At 67.1% G+C, this 18138-nt stretch carries 15 protein-coding genes; 8 read left to right on the top strand and 7 right to left on the bottom strand.

Going from position 1 to position 18138, the window contains the following annotated elements:
• The first annotated feature begins 73 nt into the window (after positions 1-73).
• From LDQ05_RS07130 to LDQ05_RS07140, 3 genes are all read left to right on the top strand, one after another.
• On the top strand, positions 74-1129 hold the full coding sequence (locus tag LDQ05_RS07130; RefSeq protein WP_226436200.1) for an excalibur calcium-binding domain-containing protein: 1056 nt from the start codon (positions 74-76) through the stop codon (positions 1127-1129).
• Positions 1130-1547: 418 nt separating this feature from the next.
• Complete coding sequence (locus LDQ05_RS07135; protein ID WP_226436201.1) at positions 1548-2786, top strand: hypothetical protein; 1239 nt, start codon at positions 1548-1550, stop codon at positions 2784-2786.
• Positions 2773-5592, top strand: a complete 2820-nt coding sequence (locus tag LDQ05_RS07140; RefSeq protein ID WP_226436202.1) for an FtsW/RodA/SpoVE family cell cycle protein — start codon at positions 2773-2775, stop codon at positions 5590-5592. Before LDQ05_RS07135 ends, LDQ05_RS07140 begins: the two co-directional genes overlap by 14 nt.
• 12 nt (positions 5593-5604) lie before the next feature.
• Here the strand turns inward: LDQ05_RS07140 and LDQ05_RS07145 are convergent, their stop codons facing one another.
• The 3 genes from LDQ05_RS07145 to LDQ05_RS07155 form a co-directional block, all read right to left on the bottom strand.
• Entirely contained in the window at positions 5605-6594 is a 990-nt protein-coding gene (locus LDQ05_RS07145; RefSeq protein WP_226436203.1) for a rod shape-determining protein, read from the bottom strand.
• A 333-nt stretch (positions 6595-6927) separates the two neighbouring features.
• The gene (locus LDQ05_RS07150) at positions 6928-7623 is read right to left on the bottom strand and encodes a hypothetical protein (RefSeq protein WP_226436204.1); all 696 of its coding nucleotides are present in this window, start codon (positions 7621-7623) and stop codon (positions 6928-6930) included.
• Positions 7624-7697: 74 nt separating this feature from the next.
• Positions 7698-8438: a hypothetical protein gene (locus LDQ05_RS07155; RefSeq protein WP_226436205.1), complete on the bottom strand. Its 741-nt coding sequence runs from the start codon at positions 8436-8438 to the stop codon at positions 7698-7700.
• Positions 8439-8884: 446 nt separating this feature from the next.
• Between LDQ05_RS07155 and LDQ05_RS07160 the strand changes: the two genes are divergently transcribed.
• Together LDQ05_RS07160 and LDQ05_RS07165 are read left to right on the top strand one after the other, a co-directional pair.
• On the top strand, positions 8885-9145 hold the full coding sequence (locus LDQ05_RS07160; protein ID WP_226436206.1) for a hypothetical protein: 261 nt from the start codon (positions 8885-8887) through the stop codon (positions 9143-9145).
• A gap of 400 nt (positions 9146-9545) precedes the next feature.
• Positions 9546-9908, top strand: coding sequence for a VOC family protein (locus LDQ05_RS07165; protein WP_226436215.1), 363 nt, complete (start codon positions 9546-9548; stop codon positions 9906-9908).
• On the opposite strand, the gene LDQ05_RS07170 is transcribed toward LDQ05_RS07165, so the two are convergent.
• The gene (locus LDQ05_RS07170) at positions 9886-10479 is read right to left on the bottom strand and encodes a hypothetical protein (protein WP_226436207.1); all 594 of its coding nucleotides are present in this window, start codon (positions 10477-10479) and stop codon (positions 9886-9888) included. The genes LDQ05_RS07165 and LDQ05_RS07170 overlap by 23 nt on opposite strands.
• 289 nt (positions 10480-10768) lie before the next feature.
• On the opposite strand from LDQ05_RS07170, the gene LDQ05_RS07175 reads away from it, so the two are divergent.
• Both LDQ05_RS07175 and LDQ05_RS07180 read left to right on the top strand, forming a co-directional pair.
• Positions 10769-11734 carry a trypsin-like serine peptidase gene (locus LDQ05_RS07175; protein ID WP_226436208.1) on the top strand — a complete coding sequence of 322 codons (966 nt, stop codon included), beginning with the start codon at positions 10769-10771 and terminating at the stop codon, positions 11732-11734.
• Positions 11722-11982, top strand: coding sequence for a hypothetical protein (locus LDQ05_RS07180; protein ID WP_226436209.1), 261 nt, complete (start codon positions 11722-11724; stop codon positions 11980-11982). Before LDQ05_RS07175 ends, LDQ05_RS07180 begins: the two co-directional genes overlap by 13 nt.
• A 47-nt stretch (positions 11983-12029) precedes the next feature.
• Here the strand turns inward: LDQ05_RS07180 and LDQ05_RS07185 are convergent, their stop codons facing one another.
• Together LDQ05_RS07185 and LDQ05_RS07190 are read right to left on the bottom strand one after the other, a co-directional pair.
• Positions 12030-12335, bottom strand: a complete 306-nt coding sequence (locus LDQ05_RS07185; RefSeq protein WP_226436210.1) for a protealysin inhibitor emfourin — start codon at positions 12333-12335, stop codon at positions 12030-12032.
• The gene (locus LDQ05_RS07190) at positions 12332-13513 is read right to left on the bottom strand and encodes a M4 family metallopeptidase (protein WP_226436211.1); all 1182 of its coding nucleotides are present in this window, start codon (positions 13511-13513) and stop codon (positions 12332-12334) included. The genes LDQ05_RS07185 and LDQ05_RS07190 overlap by 4 nt, the downstream gene beginning before the upstream one ends.
• Positions 13514-14105: 592 nt before the next feature.
• On the opposite strand from LDQ05_RS07190, the gene LDQ05_RS19835 reads away from it, so the two are divergent.
• The gene (locus LDQ05_RS19835; protein ID WP_226436212.1) at positions 14106-17219 is read left to right on the top strand and encodes a DEAD/DEAH box helicase; all 3114 of its coding nucleotides are present in this window, start codon (positions 14106-14108) and stop codon (positions 17217-17219) included.
• 288 nt (positions 17220-17507) lie between these two features.
• On the opposite strand, the gene LDQ05_RS07205 is transcribed toward LDQ05_RS19835, so the two are convergent.
• A partial coding sequence (locus LDQ05_RS07205; RefSeq protein WP_226436213.1) for a hypothetical protein occupies positions 17508-18138 on the bottom strand: 631 nt, incomplete at its 5' end.

Genomic DNA, 18138 nt, shown 5'->3' on the forward strand with positions numbered 1-18138 from the left:
CAGGTCAGGTGAGCGGGTACGAGCGGATACGACTCGTGTGCAATTGATCTTGAATCACGGCTGCGAGGGCATCATGGCCGAGAAGATGACTCCATCGGAGGCGAAGGTCGTGGTGGAGCGACACCTGAGATCGCTCGGGTTCGTTCTCGACACCGGCCGGAGTCCGGGGCGAATGCTCGTTCGAGCCCAAGGAGTCGTCGCGAAAATCACCCTCCGTGCCGACCCCGTAGGGCGGTCGGAATTGGCCACGTTTCTGACGGACCGAAGCGCAGGTGCCGTCGATGCCAGGGCGTACTACTCGCTCAGTGGCTACCGTCCGACCGCGGTCGAGTATGCGACAGACCATCGGATTCAACTGTTCGACTTCGACACCTCAGGGCGGGTCACAGGGCGTAACCAGGTGGGTCTGCGAGCGCCGGACTCCGCGCGCTTCCCGCCTCTATCGCTCGACAAACGTGTCGAAGCCGGGCCGCAGTGGTCGTCTGATCCGATCGGAAAGGTGATGGCCGGATGGAGAAGCCCGGTAGCGGTCGCTGTGAGGGCGCTTCTGACTTCGGCGGGGACGTCGACGCGCGCTGCGCTGTTCTCCACAGCTGAGGAGGCAGTCGAGGCCCAACCTGTACGAGAGCCGACGACACCCGAGAATCGGCGAGCAAACTGGGGTTTCGTAGCGCTCGGTGGCACGATGATCGCTGTTGTCGGGGCGGCGGTGTTGCTCTCCGCGGTCGGCTCGGATCGAGAAGCCGTCGACGATCCGGGGCAGGTGGAATCCGTAACGGTAACTCGCACCGTGACGCAGCACACCGAAACGGAACCGGGCATCGGGGAGGGTGATTCGACGATGCTCGAGATCCAGTCATCGAGCCCGCGGCCGCTGCTCACGACGACTACCTCGTACACGTCACCGTCGCCGGTGACTACGCCGCCCCCGGCGACAACCGTGCCCATACAGCCTGCGCCCGCGTACACCCCCGAATACATACCCCCGCCTGCGCCTCAACCGGAGCCGAGTGTCTACTACGCGAACTGTACTGCGGCCCGAGTTGCCGGTGCCGCACCGATACTCCGTGGTTCTCCGGGGTACCGATCCGAACTTGATCGTGACGACGACGGAATCGCCTGCGAATAGAGTTGATGCATAATACGTTACGTACCGCCGGTCGTTGCCGATATTCGGGTTCTTCCAGGCCGCACCCGGCGCGACACCCGAATTGTTCCTGCTTCCGTTGCTCGCCGCCGCCCTTCCGCGATGCCGATGGGGTTCACAGCGCGATTGCGAGGCTCACAGCGCCGTCGGTGGCCGGTGAACCTGTGAACCTCGCGCCTGTGCTGTGAGCCCCGAGGGTGAGGCCGTCGACAGCGCCGGGTGTGAGCGCCGCGCAGACCGCAACGTTTTCGGACGAAAGCCGACGCACCTCCACCCCGAATGACCCACAATGTTTTCAACAACGAGAGTGCGGCGCACGAGAAGGGTGTTCGAAGGTCCACCGTCCACTCGCAGTGATCTAACCGAAAGCTGCGGGAGGCCTTGCGTTTCGGGATGCGCAATGAGCGAAGCTGTCTTGGGGCTCCACGCGAGGGATCACGAACCTGTCGAGGTTCCACCGGGACCTGCCGTGGAATCCGGCAGCCGCGCGGACAGCGGCGGTGTCACGCTCGAGTGTCTGCTCGCGGTCGCGACTCTGACACCCGCCCAAGCCGCGCTGCTCGTCACGGATGCGACCGATCAGTTCGGGTCGGTGCACGGTCGGGGGCGGGCCCCGGCGACCCTGCGGGGCGATGCCGTGACGGTGTCCGCGGCCGGCAGGCTCACGATCGGTTGCGCCGGCACGGCCGGGCCGCAGGACGCGATGCGTGATGCGGCGGCATGTCTGCTGCGACGCATCGCGGCGAACTGTCGCGTCGCGACGCTCGCGGATCGGGTGGATGACGCGATCGCCGGATCCTCGGACACGGACGACCTGATGCGACAGGTAAAGCACACTGCTGCAACAGAACTGGAGCGCGTCGATGTGGTGCGAACACGCTCCCAACTGTCCGCGCTCGTCGCGGCGGTCCGCGGGCGGGCACGGCCGGACGGGTCGGTGGACGTGCCGGAACCTCCGCTCCCGGTGACCGGAACCGTACTCGCGTCGAACCGCTGGCATCCCCCGGTGGGGGCGGTGTGGCATCGCAAGAAGCGACGGAGGTCGCCGCGCCGATGGGTGCTCGGCCTGGTGGCGATCCTCGTCGTCGCGGGGGCGGTGTGGGTGGCCCCCACCGCGTGGTCGCAGCTGCGGGAAGGATGGAGCACCCTGCTCGGGCCGGCCGAGTCGGCGATGCAGGATCGGATCGATCCGGTGTCGCCGCCGCCACCGCTCCCCGACGCCGCACCTCCACCCGGATCGACCGAACCGGGGCCCGTCGACACCGCACTACCGACCGGTGCCGGACCGATCACAGGACTCACGGCCGTCTTCGCCGACGGTTCCTGCGAGGCCGGACGAGCGTGCACGCTGCGCGTCGACATCGGCGTCGACCCGTCTGCGAATATCGCTGCGGTCACCTGGAACCCGGTCGTGTACGACCGGTGCACGGGTGCCGTCGTGCCCGGCGGTGCCGTCACCGTGCCGGTGCCGTCCGGCGGCCGGGATACCTACGGCATCGGCAGCGTCGACCTGCCACCCGGCACCGCCCTCGCCGTCGCCGCGGTCACCACCGACCCCGCCGAGGCCGCGTCGGCACCGATGTACGTGCCCGCGGAGCACGCCATCTGCCCACCCGAGGACGCCCATGAAGGCGGATAGGCGCCCGTCCGACCCGTGGCTCGTCACGGCGGCGGTCGCCCTCGTCGCCCTCGGTGCACTCAACATGCTCGCGGCGGGCATGACGTCGCTCGCGGTACGTCACCTGATCCTGGCGGCTGTCGGGCTCGGCGTGATGTGGGTGACCTCGCGCATGCGGATCGCAGCCCTCGGCCGGTTCGGGTGGATTCTGCTCACCGTCTCGGTCGTGCTGCTGGCGATCGTATCGCTCGTGGGGATCGCCACCAAAGGCGCGCAGCGTTGGCTGGACCTCGGTGTGTTCACGGTGCAGCCCTCCGAGATCGCCAAGCTCGCGCTCGTCCTGGTTCCCGCCGCGATCCTCGCCGGCGGCTACACACTCGCCCGGTTCGCCGCCGTCCTGGCGGTGGCAGCCGTGCCCGTCGTGATGGTCGCGCTGCAACCCGATCTGTCGACCGCCGTCGTGCTGGTGGTCACCGTGGTGCTGATGCTGGTCCTGGCGCGGGTACCGATGCTCCGGTTGCTGCCGCTGTTCGCGATCGGGATCGCGTCCCTTCCGCTGGCCGTGCTGTTCCTCCGCCCCTACCAGCTCGAGCGGATCCACGTGTTCCTGTCGAGCGACGCCGATCCGCAGGGATCGGGATGGGCGGCGTGGCAGGCGGACATCGCGATCGGCAGCGCCGGCTGGTGGGGTCTGGGACGGCAAGCCGACTACGGACTGCGGGCCGAATACCTGCCCGAATCGGAACACGACCTGGCGTTCGCGAGCGTCGTGTACGGGTGGGGGCTGGCCGCGGGTCTCGCCGTCGCGGTGGCCATCGCGGTCATCGTGTGGCGCGCCGCGGTCGCCGCGCGCGCGGCACGGACCCGAGAGGGGGCACTCGTCGCCGCGGGCATCGGTGGACTGTTCGGCATCCACGGTGCCGTGTCGATCGCGCAGAGCCTGTCGCTGCTCCCGCACACCGGCATGCCGATACCGGTGTTCAGTTACGGAGGTACGGCGTCGATCGTGGGGTTCGTGTCGATCGGGTTGGTACTCGCGGTGCGTCGCGACGGGGTGACGCGCACGTTGTGGGCCACCGAATCCGCGCGGCAACGTCGACCGCGTGGGGTGTCGACGGGGGCGGTGACGGTGACGGCCTCGCTCGTCGCGATGTCGATGTTCGCCTGGCAGTTGCAGACCGCGCACGGCGCGGAGTTGCGGGCGACGAGCGACACCCAGATGCTGCGTTGTATCCGCCTGCCCGCCGAACGCGGTCACATCCTCGACCGCGGTGGTGTTCCGGTGGCGGTCAACGTCGCCGAATACACTGTCGCGGTGGTCGCCCGCATGTTCGCGGAACGGAACGCCGCCGTGCACGACGAGCTCGCCGCGCTGCTCGGCATCACCCCCGACCGGCTCGCGGAGGAACTACGCGGCGACGGTGAACTGCAGGTCGTGCTCGCGCGGGTCGGACCCGAGCAGGCACGACGCATCGTCGACGCCCAGCTGCCGTGGGTTCTGGTGTATCCGACGGGACGCAGGCAGTACCCGCAGGGCGAGATGCTGGCGTCGGTCCTCGGGTATGTCGGGATCGCCGACGAGCAGGACATGCAACGCAGACCGAACCTCGCCCTCGGGTCACGGGTCGGCAAGGCCGGGCTCGAGAGACAGTACGATGCGTTGCTCCGTGGCATCGACGGCAAACAATGCGTGTACGTCGACCCGTCGGGGCGGCCGGTGGGCACGGGAGAGCGTATCGACCCGGTGCGGGGCTACGACCTGCGGCTGCACCTCGACCTCGGGCTGCAGCAGGCCGCAACGGATCTGCTCACCCAGGCGGTGCGCACCAGCGGCGGCGACCTCGGCGCCGCGGTCGTGATGGACGCGAAAACCGGCGCGGTGCTGGCGTTGGCCAGCGTCCCGGGCTATGACAACAACATCTACGGGCCGCCGGTCGACCCGGTGGCGCTGGCCGCGCAGACCGACGGAACCGGGCCGGGCCGGATGCTCAACCACGCCGTCCAGACCGCGGTGCCGCCGGGCTCGACGTTCAAGATCGTGGTGGCGTCGGCGAACGCCGCGACCCACGTGCTGCCGCCGGACGCCCTCCTCGCGGGCGGTGCGGCCTACACCTACGGTGGACACACGTTCGCGAACTGGCAGCCGATGGGACCGAACAGTCTGGTCGGGGCCCTCCAGTGGTCGGACAACGTCTACTTCTATCAACTCGCCGAACTCCTCGGCCCCGAGCGGATCGCGACGACCGCCGCCGAACTGGGCGTCGGGTCGCGGTCGGGGATCGACCTGCCGAGCGAATCCGAGGGTTTCCTCGGCACACCGGAGAACGTCGGCAGCATCGGCGGAACCTGGTATCCGGGGTCGACGCTGCTGATGGGGATCGGTCAGGGCACCGTCAACGCCACGCCGATGCAGGTGGCGCGGTGGACGGCGGGTATCGCGTCGGGCGCGATGGTGACACCGAGGCTCGCAGCCGCGTACGGACCAGCGGACGCGGTGCCCCTGGCCACTGTCGCGCCGCACCGGTTGTCCTTCGCCGACGAACTCGGTCCCGTGCGGGCGGGGATGCGGGCGTCCGCGGCTGCCGGTACCGCCGGTCAGCTCGCGAGCCTCCCGGTGCCGGCCGCGGCGAAAACCGGCACGGCGGAGGACCCGTCGGCACCGGGAGACGGACTCAACGCGTGGTTCTCCGCGGTGGTGCCCGCCGACGAACCCGAGGTGGTGGTGACGGCGCTGGTGCGGGGCGGTGGATTCGGTTCTGCGACGTCGGGTCCCGTCGTCAAGGGTCTCCTCGAGCGTTACCTCGCGCACACCGGCGGTGACCGGTGAAGAACCGGCAGGTCAGGACCCGTAGGCGGCGACGACCTCGGGGTGGTCCATGCACGCGGTCGCGCCTTCCGCGACGCAGGTGAGCGGACGCTCCGCGGTCTTGACCGGCAGCCCGAAGGACTCTTCGATCAACTGTGGCAGGCCCCGCAGCATCGAGCCGCCCCCGATCGCCAGGATGCCCTCGGCCAGCACATCGCTGATGGCTCGCGGAGGAAGATCGTCCAGGCAGGCAGCCAACGTCTCGACGATGTTGATCGTGGTGGACCGTACCGCGTCCATGATCTCCTCGGTCTCGAGCGTGATCAGGCGCGCCCGACCGGTCGCGGCGTCGCGGCCCTCCACCACCAGGGTGCGGTCGTCGGTGGCTTCGGGAGCACCGACTTTCGCGCGCTCGGCGGTGAGCTCGCCCACCAGGAGTTTGTGTTCCACGCGCAGATACCGGTGGATCGCGCGGGTCAGGTCGTCCCCGGCGGTCCTGCAACTGCGGTGTGACAGCACACCACCGAAGCAGAGGGCGGTGACTTCCGAAGTGCCACCACCGATGTCGACGACGAGATGGGTTCGTGGTTCGAGCGGGTTGATTCCGCAGCCGAGTGCCCCCGCAACCGGCTGCGGCACCAGGCCCACCTTCCGCAGACCGGATTCGTGCCCGACTTCGAGCAGCGCGCGCCGTTCGAGAGGGGTGGCGCCGGCCGGAACCGCGACGACACCCGTCGGCCGCAGACCGTAGCGTCGGTGCGGCGCGGCGTGTTTGAGGACGGCGGTGACGTACGCCCGAGCCGATTCGAGGTCCACGACGACACCACCTCGTATCGGACGGACCGGCGTGATTCCGGTCGGTGTGCGATCGACGAGGTCGCTGGCGTCCTGGCCGATCGCGATGGCCCGGTGCGGGTCCTTCGTGCGAACCATCATCAACGACGGCTCGTTGAGAACTATGCCGTCGTCGGGTGTGCCCACGACGGTGTTGGCAGTGCCGAGATCGATACCGAATCCGCGCACGTCGGCCTCCGAGAGGATTCCAGCGACATCGTCCAGGTGGTGTTCAACGGCAGCGGCATCGGGGGATGTCGCGTACCGAACAGGTTACCGCCGCCGAATCACCTTCTGCGCGGGGTTCGCAGGATTCGTCGGGTTGCGACGGTATTGCGAACGCATGCAGCGCACGTGTCTCCGCCGCGGCCCCGGGTTGTGCTTCCCGCGGACCGAACAGGTTCCCTCCGCCGCAAAGGCAGTCGCGGGAAACGGTCGGGTCCGCGGGAAGTTGACCTTCCGCGCTATGTCCACCGTCAATCGAACGGGTGTACCACTCGCTCAGAAGGTCGGGCTACCAAACTATTCACCTGAGTCGATTGCGGTGGGCCATCCCGGGTAGAAGGGTTCGACGGTTGGCGGTGCCGGTACGCGTGCGGTGTAGGGTGCGTCGTAGTCGAATCCGGGCAGGGCCGAGAGACAGTTGCTCCACGGTAGGCCGTCGTCCTTTCGGCGGTCGATCATGCCGTGGATTTCCCAGCCGTCGAAGACGTTCCAGGTGGGGTAGGGCATGCGGCGGCTGTAGTCGAGTGGCGGTGTCGACGGCGAGGTCCAGTTGGTCTGTTGGACGCGGAACGACTGGTATCCAAGGCTTTCCTTACGGATCCACCCATCGTTGAGCGGTTGGGCGGTGTTCATGAAGTCGATGCAGATGTGGACTTCGGTGGCGGGTCGTCCGAGGTGTGTGGTGGTGCGTGCTTCGAGGATGTTGTGGACGATGGTTCCGGTGCGCGGGTTGAGGTTTTTGAATCGGTCTTCGGCGACGTCGTCGTAGCCGGGGTAGGTGGCGGCGTAGTCGGCGGTGCGGATGAGGTTCCATTCGCTGTCGGCGTAGGCGCGGACCACCTGGATTTCCGGTGCGTCGAGGTCGACATCGGCGGGTGCGGTCCATTGGTGGGACATCACCTGAGAGTCGGCGGCGAGTACTGCGAACGGGTCGGCGGTGGCGTCGTCGGGGGTGGGTTCGACGGGGTTCGATGTGCACGCCGCCGTGGCCACTACGCATGCCGAAAGAGCCGCGATGCCGATGTTTGTGGGTGTTCGGCGTTGATGTATGCGGAAGAGTGAGTACGTCATCGAGGTGCAACCTCGTCCTGGCCGACTCGGACGGTCGGTGTGACCTGGCTGTATCCGGCCTCGTAGTAGTCTCGATAAGCGGTGGTGTCGATTCCGAATTCCTGTAGGGCGCCGTCGGCGGCGCTGGCGATGCTCAATGCGGATATGTCCCCGGTGGGGTATCGGAGTTCACCGGAGTCACTGAGGAACCCTATTCTGTTCAGATCTGCCAGTGCGTAATCCCCCTGCGGCAATCCGTGCTGCGCGACAGCGCTTTCCAAGAGGAAATACGAGTTCGATGCGCTGTAGCTGGAGAAGTCTCCGGTGAACGGCGAATTCTCCCGATCCTCGAAGGTGGGGACGAACGCACGTTGAACGTCGGTACTGCTCAGGTCCATGAGTAATCCGACTGTCCCACTCAGTCGGGGGTCGAGGGCAGTGAGGTTGCGGATCACGGTGTAACTCGTTGTGTACGCATCTGCCCGACGTTGGTGTGCGAATTCGTCACGGGCCCGGGCATCGTCGAACATTTCATCCGCTACGTTGTAGATTCCCTTGTCGACCAATGCCTGCAGTCGCCCCGCCCACGCTGCTGGTTCACGGCTGATGGACGCGTCGTCGGCGTACTCGGCGGCGAAGTGGCGGGTGTAGGTGGTGGCGGCGGTGCCGAAGGTAGCCATCGATTCGGAGTCGGTTGCCATCAGCGTGAAGACGCGCTGGGCATGCCGGAAATCGTCGATCGGCTCGAGATCGCCCATGCTCGGTCGGCAAGGATGAGGAGTGCACGTCGGGTCGCGTTCTCGGCGTCCCCGATCGCCGCGGCGGTCGCGGAGTTCTGCAGGAACGAGTGTGTTGTGTCGACCCGCATGGTGGACGTGTCGATACCACTGACTTCCTCGGCATGCGCATCGAAGCTCTCGGATACCACGCGGATCTGTGGCAGGTCGGCTTCGAGTGTGTCCGGCATCCCCATTGTTCCCCCTTCAGTCGGTCCCCGTGTCCGACGTTCGAACACTACAGTTGGCCGAAGTTTCGTCCGCGCGTGGCCTTCGCCCACCTCGCCGACGGTGAGCGAATGTACCACTCACTCTGCTCAATCGAGCGACCGATACATTCGCTCGACCGGGGGTGAGGGAAGGGTGGTCTGAGCCGGCCTCATGCAACTCGGCTCGCCGATGGTTTCCTGCTGTCGACGCTCGCGGTGATGATGGCGACCTTGCTGCCCGACGCGGCATTCGACTCTTGGGGGTGGCGCCTGCCGTTCCTCGCGAGCGCGGCGTTGCTGGTGATCGGCCTCTACATCCGGATGAGCATTGTGGAGAGCCTTGTCGTAGAGCAGGCCGCGGAGAAGCCGAAGGTGGCAGCGGCGGCGAAACCGACTGTGTTGCAGCGTCTGCGATCGCCGCGCGGTGAGTCTCACCGGTGCGGCAGCGGTGGTGCTGTACGCGTTGATCAACTCGGGTGACACCGTGCTGCTGGTGGTCGGTGTGCTGACGGGACAGATCATCCAGACGGTGATGTATGCGCCGCTCACCCCGCTGCTGTCCGAGCTCGTCGGTACCGGCGACCGCTACACGGGTGTGTCGCTCGGCTACCAGCCGGCGAACCTCATCGGTGCCGGCCTCACCCCGATGATCGCCGCGGGACTGCTGGTCGCGTCCGACGGATCGAGCCTGTCCCTGAGGCTGCTGCTCGCGATCACCGCGTGTATCACGATCGTCGCCGCGTGGGTGGCATCGGCGACCAGTAGGAAGAACCTCGCGGCGGACGACACGGTGCTAGTTTCGTACCGGCACTGCCGGGCTCCGTACAGATCGTCGGGCGCAGCGGGAGTGGCCCGGCAGCCGATCCGAAGGAGCACCTCCATGCACCCCACCGGACTCACCCCGAACATCAACGTCCCCGATATCGATGAGGCACGCGGCTTCTACGCCGACTACCTCGGTCTGTCGGTCGAGGAGATGAATCTCGGCTGGGTCGCGCGTTTCACCACGCCCGACGGCCGCGCTGTCGTCCAACTGGTGAGCGGAGACGAAACCGCGCCGATCGATTCGGCGATGTCGATCCACGTCGGCGACGAGGTCGAGGCCGCCTACGAGGAGGCGCAGCGACGGGGTTACGAGATCGTCCATCCGCTCACGACAGAACCGTGGGGAGTGCGGAGGTTCTTCGTTCGTGCACCCGACGGCACGGTCGTCAACATCGTCAGCCACTCGGACGATCAGTGAGCCGGTGGTTGCCCGGCGGGTTCACAGCACGGGTGTGAGGCTCACACGACCACCAGTTGACGTCAGTGCTGTGAACCTCGTCTTGGTGCTGTGAACCTCCTGTGACCACGACGGTGAGGATCATCGGCGCATCACCGTCGCACTGATTCAGCGACACCGCCACCGAACGTTCTCCGGTCACCGGCCCCCAGACGGCGAGGTCGCCGAGGCAGTCCTTGGCGACGAGCGTGCGGAAGGGTTCGGTGGTGGGCGGATTCGACAGTGCCGGCCCCATCGTCACGGTGCGGTGCGGACCCCAGCGGCGATCGAGCTCACCGACCAGCTCGGCCAGATGCCCTTCCGCCTCGGCCTCCACCTCGGTCCACTCGGGTCCGTACACACCGACGAGGTGGTTGCTCTCCCAGAGCGGTGTCAACTGGAAGCCGACACCGCGGGTGTGCGTCCACTCACCGGTGTCGGGTTCGCCCGCGTCGATCGTCGGGCCGGACTCGGGCAGTGGACCGGTGAGGATCGCGTCGATGTCGGCCACTGCGCGACCCATGTCGAAGACCTCGCCCGCACGGGCCGTCATCGCGTCGCCCCGACCCGCACGTCACCGATCATCTGCCGCACGTGTTGCCCCCTGTCGCTGTTCATCGACCCGAATCGTATGCGAGGAATCCTCGCACCGGGTGTCTTCGGCTTTCGCCGGGCGCCGCGCTCGGTCGTGACGATCGGGCGGCGACGCGCTACGTGACGTTCGCACGGGGATGACGACAGCGATCGGGTAGCACGCCACTCGTGTGCACAACCGACATCGCGACGATGCTCGATGTGTCCGACCGCCTGTGCTGTGCGGTGCCGGACGGAAGGAGCACATCATGACCATCACGCTCGACGGCGCAGTGGCCGTCACAGACCCCGCGGACGAGACCTCGCCGACCGATGTCGCCGTTGCGGAACAGGAGACCGCGCAGGCACCGCCGTCGTCCGGGCCGGAGTCCGGCGTCGCGGACACGGCGAGTTCCGGAATCGAACTCGTCGCTGGGTATTCCGGCACACCGCAACCCGCGGGAGCGAGCCTGGAGGAACTGCTCGCACGCGACGTTCCCGATGCCGCGGAAGCCACGTTCGGGTCTGCAGCCGAAGGGCAGCCGTCGCTGGAATCGGTGATCGGGGTGGATGATCGCATCCGGATCACCACCACGAACGTGTACCCGTGGCGGGTGCACGCCTCGCTGCTCATTCAACTGGCGGACGGCTCGTACGCGTCCGGAACCGGGTTCTTCATCGGCCCGCGCACCGTCATCACGGCCGGGCACTGCGTGTTCGTGCAGGGGAGCGGGCCGCGACGCGGCTGGGTGCGGTCGGTGACGGTGATGCCGGGACGCAACGGATCGGTACTACCGTACGGGTCGGTGACCGTGTCCGGATCGGGGATCCGGTCGGTCGTCGGCTGGACGCAGAACGGTAACTCCAACTGGGACGTCGGTGCGCTGATCCTGCCGACGGAACTCGGGTCACGTACGGGCTGGTTGGGGTTCGGGTACTACAGCGATGCCACTCTGCTGGCGAGTACCGCGAACCTCGCCGGGTATCCGGGCGACAAGCCGTCGGGCACTCTCTGGTACCACTCGCGTCGGTTGCTGTCGGTGTCGGCGGGACGGATCCACTACCAGGTCGACACGTTCGGCGGACAGAGCGGCAGCGCCGTGTACCGGCTGGTGGACGGCCATCGGTACGCATTCGGCATTCACACCAACGGTGCCGCACCCGGCATTCCGGTGAATTCCGGTGTGCGCATCACGAAGCCGATCTTCGACCGGATGAAGGCGTGGAAGGGGTGATCGTCGGCACCGTTCGTTCCGGTGAGGTCCCGGTCGCCTTCGCCCGCGTCATGGTGGAGTCGGCGCCGGGGCCGATGCCGGACATCGCGCTGCTGTCGGGGCCCGACGGCCGGTTCGCCGTCGACACCCCTTACCGCGGTCGCTACGTTCTGGTGGTCCACGCCGACGAACACCGGCCGGCCCGCATCGGGGTCGACGTACCGGACCCCGGGCGGTCGACGGAGACGGTCGTCGAACTTCCACCGTGAGTGACGGAACTGATCGGGCCCGCCTCGGATGCGGGCCCGATCGGTGGTCACTGCGATCCGTGCGCGGAGATCCAGTCCCGGAGCCGGATGAAGTCGTCTCCCGCGGTGGTGTCGGTCGCCGCGATCACCGTCGACCGATCCTGTCGGTCGATGGTGATCTCGTAGTTCGTTTCGTCGGGTCGAGGTTCAGTGTCCGCCGATGCTCGCGCTGCGCTGCCGGCGGCTGCGTCGACGAGCCGTCCCAGCTCTGCGGCGGCGGCGTCGTCGAGATCGTCGGTGTCGATGCAGAGCGGTGGACGGCCGACAGCGAGTGCTGCGGCCAGCCCACCGTGGACACCCAACGAGACCTTCACGTGTGTGCCGGGTCGAGTGCGCGCACGACCGTGGTCAGGTCCCGGATGTCGGCCGACAGACGTTCCAGCTGCGCGTGCAACGCGTCGAGGGTGTCGACGGATTCGTGATCCGGCGGCGCCGAGCGGCCACCGAGTGACACACCCACAGCATCCCAACTTTCCATGACCACCTGCTGCTCCTTGCTGCCCGTTCCGAACAACCGGGCTGCGATTGCGCCGGTGGTCTCGGCGAACTCCCGGAAGTCCGTGTGGCTGTTCGACGCACGCAAGGACTCGTACCAGATGTGAACCGGTGCCTCCCAGGCGTTTCCGCCGATACCGACTGCGGTGAGATGGAAGGCCCTGTTGGGGATGCCCGAATTGATGTGGACGCCACCCCAGTCGCCGGCGCGGGTATCGGGCAGGACGACGAATCTGCTCATGTGGTCGGGCTGGGGATCCTTCCCGAACAACGGGGTGTCGTAGGCGGAGCCGGGTGCCTTCAGCGAACGCAGTGCGTCCCCGGCGAACGCGGGGGTGAACACATCGCCGCCGATGAGCCAGTCGGCGACCTCCGCCGTCTCGTTCCTGGACCACTGCTTGACGACCGACCCGAACACGTCGGACATCGACTCGTTCAGCGCGCCCGGCTGATTGTGGTAGACGAGCCCGGCCGTGTGTTCGGTGACGCCGTGGCTCAGCTCGTGACCGATGATGTCGAGCGAGCCCGTCAGATCGTCGAAGATCCTGCCGTCGCCGTCCCCGAACACCATCTGCCTGCCGTCCCAGAATGCGTTCGCGTAGCGTCGACCGAAATGGACGAATGCGTCGAGCCGCATGCCGTGCCCATCGATGGAATCACGGCCGAGTACGTTCCGGAAGAAGCTCCGCGTTGTGCCGAGTCCGTCGAACGCGTTGTCGACGGAGGGGTCGGTCGACGCGGACGAGTCCTCGGTGCGAACCAGCGTGGCCGCCCACAGGTCCTCGCGGTTGTGTGCATCGAAGACCGACCGACTTCCCTGCGCGGGGGCAGCGAAGACACCCACCGTCGGATGGGCGTTCCTGGCGCCGCGCAACTGCTCGGTGACGAGCAGAGTGTCCATGATGGCTGAGCGGGTGGTGGTGTCCGCGCTGTCCATCAGGTGTTCGAGCAGATACGGGGGCATGATGCACGACGTGCACCGATCGATCGCGTTCATCGTGGTCCTCCCTGGATGGGTGACGGATCGTGAATGCCAGTGTCGTGCCGTCCGGTACCGCGGTCGCGAGTAGCGCGTTACCCGAATCCGCCGTCGAGTTCTACGTGCGGGCCTCGAACCTCGAACGCACGAGGTACGAGCGGAACGAGCGACGCCGCATCGGGTCTCGGCGGTCACCCACGACACCATCGTCCTCGGACAGGTCCGCACCGCCGACAAGAGCAACGAGACCCCCACCGTCCGGGCACTGTTGCGCGGATTGCCGGGGCGGTGGTCACCGTCGATGCGATGCATACGTAGAAGGCGACCGCCCGGTGTCTGCGCGAGCAGTGCCACGCCGAGCCCTGGAAGTGAACAACTACGGCGCCCCGGGATGTATCGGCGGGTCGACGAGCGTGCGCAACGCTCGGTGGCGTTTCGCCACGGCGAGGACGACGGGACGCGGAGGAGTAGCTGTCCGCCGATGGTGAGCCCGCACCTACCGTGATCGCACGAGCGACGTCTGTGGACCCATCGGCCCCTGACAGGCACTGGGTCGGTGCTCTTCACTAGGCTTCGCAACCGATCATGAAACCGGGGCAAGGGGGGAATGGTGAGCGCAGAACACCGTCGGCAGGCCGCCGTCATCGAGTTCTGGCGGGCGGTCGAGTTGTTCAGTCCACAGTCGGTGCCGAAAATCGACCGCTACTCCGATTTGTCGCCGGTAGACACGATGACACCGGGCGGCCTCCTGCCGTGGGAGGAGGGCCACCGCCTCCACCGACCGCCGCGACGCCCCGGCTACGAGCGTCAACACATCCTCTACCTCGGTGTGTATCTGATCGACGCCGCGTGGATCGCCATCGACGACCTCCTCATCCCCGGCGAGGAGAACTACGACGCCCGGCCGTCGGGGCAGTGCGCGCTCGCCACGATCGTCGTCGACCGCTACGGCCGGGTGATCGATGACTCCGCGGTACTGTCGGGTTTGGCGTGGGCGGTGGGACGCACGGTCGATCCCGGCCCCGGATCCCGCGACTGGCTGTCCGGATTGGATGACGCCCAGAAAGACCTGGCCGAACTCGTCGACAGGCAACAACACACCGACCCGGATACCGGACGCCGCCTGCCGCTGACCGCCGAGCGCCTCGAGGTGATCCGCGATCGGATCGCTCGATACGTCGGGGTGACGGGCCTGTTCGCCTGCGCGGAGATCCGTGTGCGTTCCGTCGAGGTCAAGCAATCCGAGGGCGTCGACGGCACGGATTTCCTCAACAGTTTCATCGCGTCCGATCTGAGCCTGGTGGCAGGCAGCGTTGCCACCGGAGACATCGGTGCCGGTCTTGCGAGGTACCTGACCGAGGATGCAGACGTCGATACTGCTGGGCGTGTCGACCTCGCGCAGGTCCCCGACGCGTCCTTCTGGGCGTGCCGGCCCGAAGCGATCCCCGCGGGTCGGTGGCCGAGCAAGCCTGCCCATCCGTTGGCGCTCGGGCAGCAGTTCGCCGTCAACACCGTCATGGACGAACTGCTGTCCGGTGCGGGGATCTTCGCCGTCAACGGGCCTCCGGGAACCGGGAAGTCGACGTTGTTGCGCGACGTGGTGGCATCGGTCGTCGTCGAACGCGCCGATCGGCTGGCGGCTCTGACGAACCCGACCGACGCGTTCACCTCCGTTCCGCACCGGTGGAAAGCGGGGGAGTACCCGCGGGTCGTCCAGCGGTGGACGGGCGCATTCCACGGTTTCGAGATGGTGGTGGCGTCGTCCAACAACGGTGCCGTCGAGAACATCAGCTTCGAGATGCCCGCGGCCGACGCCATCGACACAGGCACCTTTCGGCCCGAATACTTCACCGACATCGCATCTGCGCTGCTCGGCTCGGGTGGCGCTGCGTCAACCGACGCGTGGGGTCTGGTGGCGGCCAGGCTCGGTCGTAAGAGTTACCGCACCGGTTTCATGAGCACCGTGTGGTTCGGCGACAAGGCCACCGGCACCCGCGGGCTACAGGAGATCCTCAAAGAGTACGAGACCACCGGGCCTGCGCGGCCGTGGCGCGAGGCCGTCGCCGACTACCGCGCGGCACGTGACGCGGTCACCGCGATGATCGCCGATCGTCACCGCGGGTACGAGTGGTATCGGGAGCACGCGAATCGAGAAGCCGAACTGGGGTCGGTCGTCGACCAGCTGGCGGCGCACACCGACACACTCCGCACCGTCAGCGAAACCGAAGCTGTGCAGCGGCTTTCCGTCGACCGCATCTCGAAGGAACGTGACGGGATTGCGGCGGAACTCTCCGCGCACGATGCGCGACGCGTCGTGTGGTGGCGGATCGGCCGGAGCGCGCGCGAGGAACGGCAACGCTGGAAGTTGCACCGTACCCGTCTTGCGGATGCCCACGCGGCGTGGGACACCGCATTCGGTGAGGTGTTCGCCGCGCATCAGCACACGGTGCACGCGCTCACCGAGCTGCAGGCCACGCAGGCACGTCTGTCCGCGCATGCCGATGCAGTTCGTACTCGACGAGACGAACTGCAGGGTGCGCTCCGGGACGTGTCGACGCGGTGGGGTGCTGCGGTTCCCGGCCCGAACTGGGCCGACGAGCACGCCAAGGAACTGGCTGCTCCCTGGTCGGATGCGGAACTGAACGAGGCACGATCGCGGTTGTTCGTTGCTGCACTCGACCTGCACAAGCAGTTCCTCACGCAGGTGCCCCGGCAGATGCGCCAGAGCTTGCACGGGGCGATGGACGTCGTCACCGGAAAAGCCCCGTCCGACCTCGATTCGGCCGCGGTCGCCGATGCGTGGCGCGCGCTGTTCTTTGTGGTCCCCCTCGTGTCGACGACCTTCGCGTCGTTCGATCGGGTGTTCCGCGGCATGGGCCGCGAATCCCTCGGCTGGTTGCTCATCGACGAAGCGGGGCAGGCCACACCGCAGAACCCGGTCGGTGCCATCTGGCGGGCGCGGCGCACTGTGGTCGTCGGCGACCCGCTGCAACTCGAACCCGTGGTGACACTGCCGTTCCGAGGGCAGCAGGCGTTGCGAGACGCGTTCGGGGTGAGTGAGCGGTGGCTGCCGGTGTTGTCGTCGGCGCAGACGCTCACCGATCGCCTCACCCGCTGGGGCACCACTCTGCCCGGTGACGACGAACCGATCTGGGTGGGGGCGCCGCTACGGGTACATCGACGCTGCGCGGATCCGATGTTCTCCGTCGTCAACACCATCGCCTACGGCGGAACCATGATCCACGGTGGCACACCCGAACCGGTCGGTGAGCTTCCGCCGTCTCAGTGGTACGACGTGACGGGCACGGCCAATGGACATTTCATCGAGGCAGAATTCGATCGTCTCCTCGAGCTTCTCGACGACCTGATCGATCGCGGACACGGCATGGACGACGTGATCGTCCTCAGCCCGTTCCGTGACGTCGCCCGACGTCTCGACGGACTTCGTTCCCGCTACGACGGCATCACCGCCGGAACCGTCCACACGGCGCAGGGCCGGGAGGCGACGGTCGTCGTCCTCGTGTTGGGCGGCGACCCGGCGCGCGAGGGTGCGAAGCGGTGGGCGTCGTCGAAACCGAACCTGGCGAATGTCGCGGTGAGCAGGGCGAAGCAACGGCTGTATGTGATCGGGGATCGCTCGGCGTGGTCGCGGCATCCCCGGTTCGATGTGTTGGCCGGGGAACTGGCTCGTCACTCGGAGGAGTCGTGGTCGGCGAAGGGATGATCGTCGGGTGAGGTGGGGATCAGAGCGGTCGTCAGGGTGACGGGCACGGTGCCGTCCTTTCTGTTCTCGGTACGGTGCGAGGAGTTCGGTGAGACGTGTCTGCAGGTCGACGAGACCGTCGTGGTCGACGAACAGCGGGGGCTGCGCGAAACCGAAGTGAGGGCGACGAGCTCGACGAGCTGTTGATCAGCTGCGCGAGCGCGGATATCGCGACGGAGTTGGCACATCGACGCTGACAGCATTATTCGATGTGCGAAATCTCAGTCGGTGTATGCGAATACGAAGACACTACGGTGTGCCGGGGTCGATGGCGGTGGGCCAGCCGGGGTCGAAGGGTTCGACGGGCGGGGGGCCGGAGACGGGTTCGGTGAACGGTGCGTCGTAGTCGAAGCCGGGCATGGCCGAGTAGCAGTTCCTCCAGGGGAGGCCGTGGTCCAATCGGCGGTCGGTGAACGGGCGGACGTCCCAGCCGTCGAAGACGTTCCAGGTGGGGTAAGGCATTCTGTTGGCGTAGTCGAGTTGCGGCGTGGACGCCGTGCTCCAGTTGGTCCGTTGGACGCGCAGTGATTGGTATCGGTAGCTGTCCTTGCGCATCCATCCGGTGTCGGTCGGCCGGGCCGTGCTCATGTAGTCGTTGCAGATGTGGACTTCGGTGGCGGGGTGTCCGTTGTAGGTGACGGTGCGGGCTTCGAGGAGGTGGTGGTCGGCTGTTCCGGTGCGGGGCGTGGGGGAGGTGAACCGGTCTACGGTGACTTTGTCGTAGCCGGGATAGGCGGTGGAGATGTCGGCGGTGCGCCAGTAGCTCCATTCGCTTTCGGCGTAGGCGCGGGCGACGTGGATGTCGGGTGCGTCGAGGTCGATGTCCGGTGGTGCGTACCAGCGGTGGGACATGATCTCGGCGTCGGCGGCGAGTACGGCG

Source organism: Rhodococcus yananensis, from assembly GCF_020515525.1.
Taxonomy (GTDB): Bacteria; Actinomycetota; Actinomycetes; order Mycobacteriales; family Mycobacteriaceae; genus Rhodococcus; species Rhodococcus yananensis.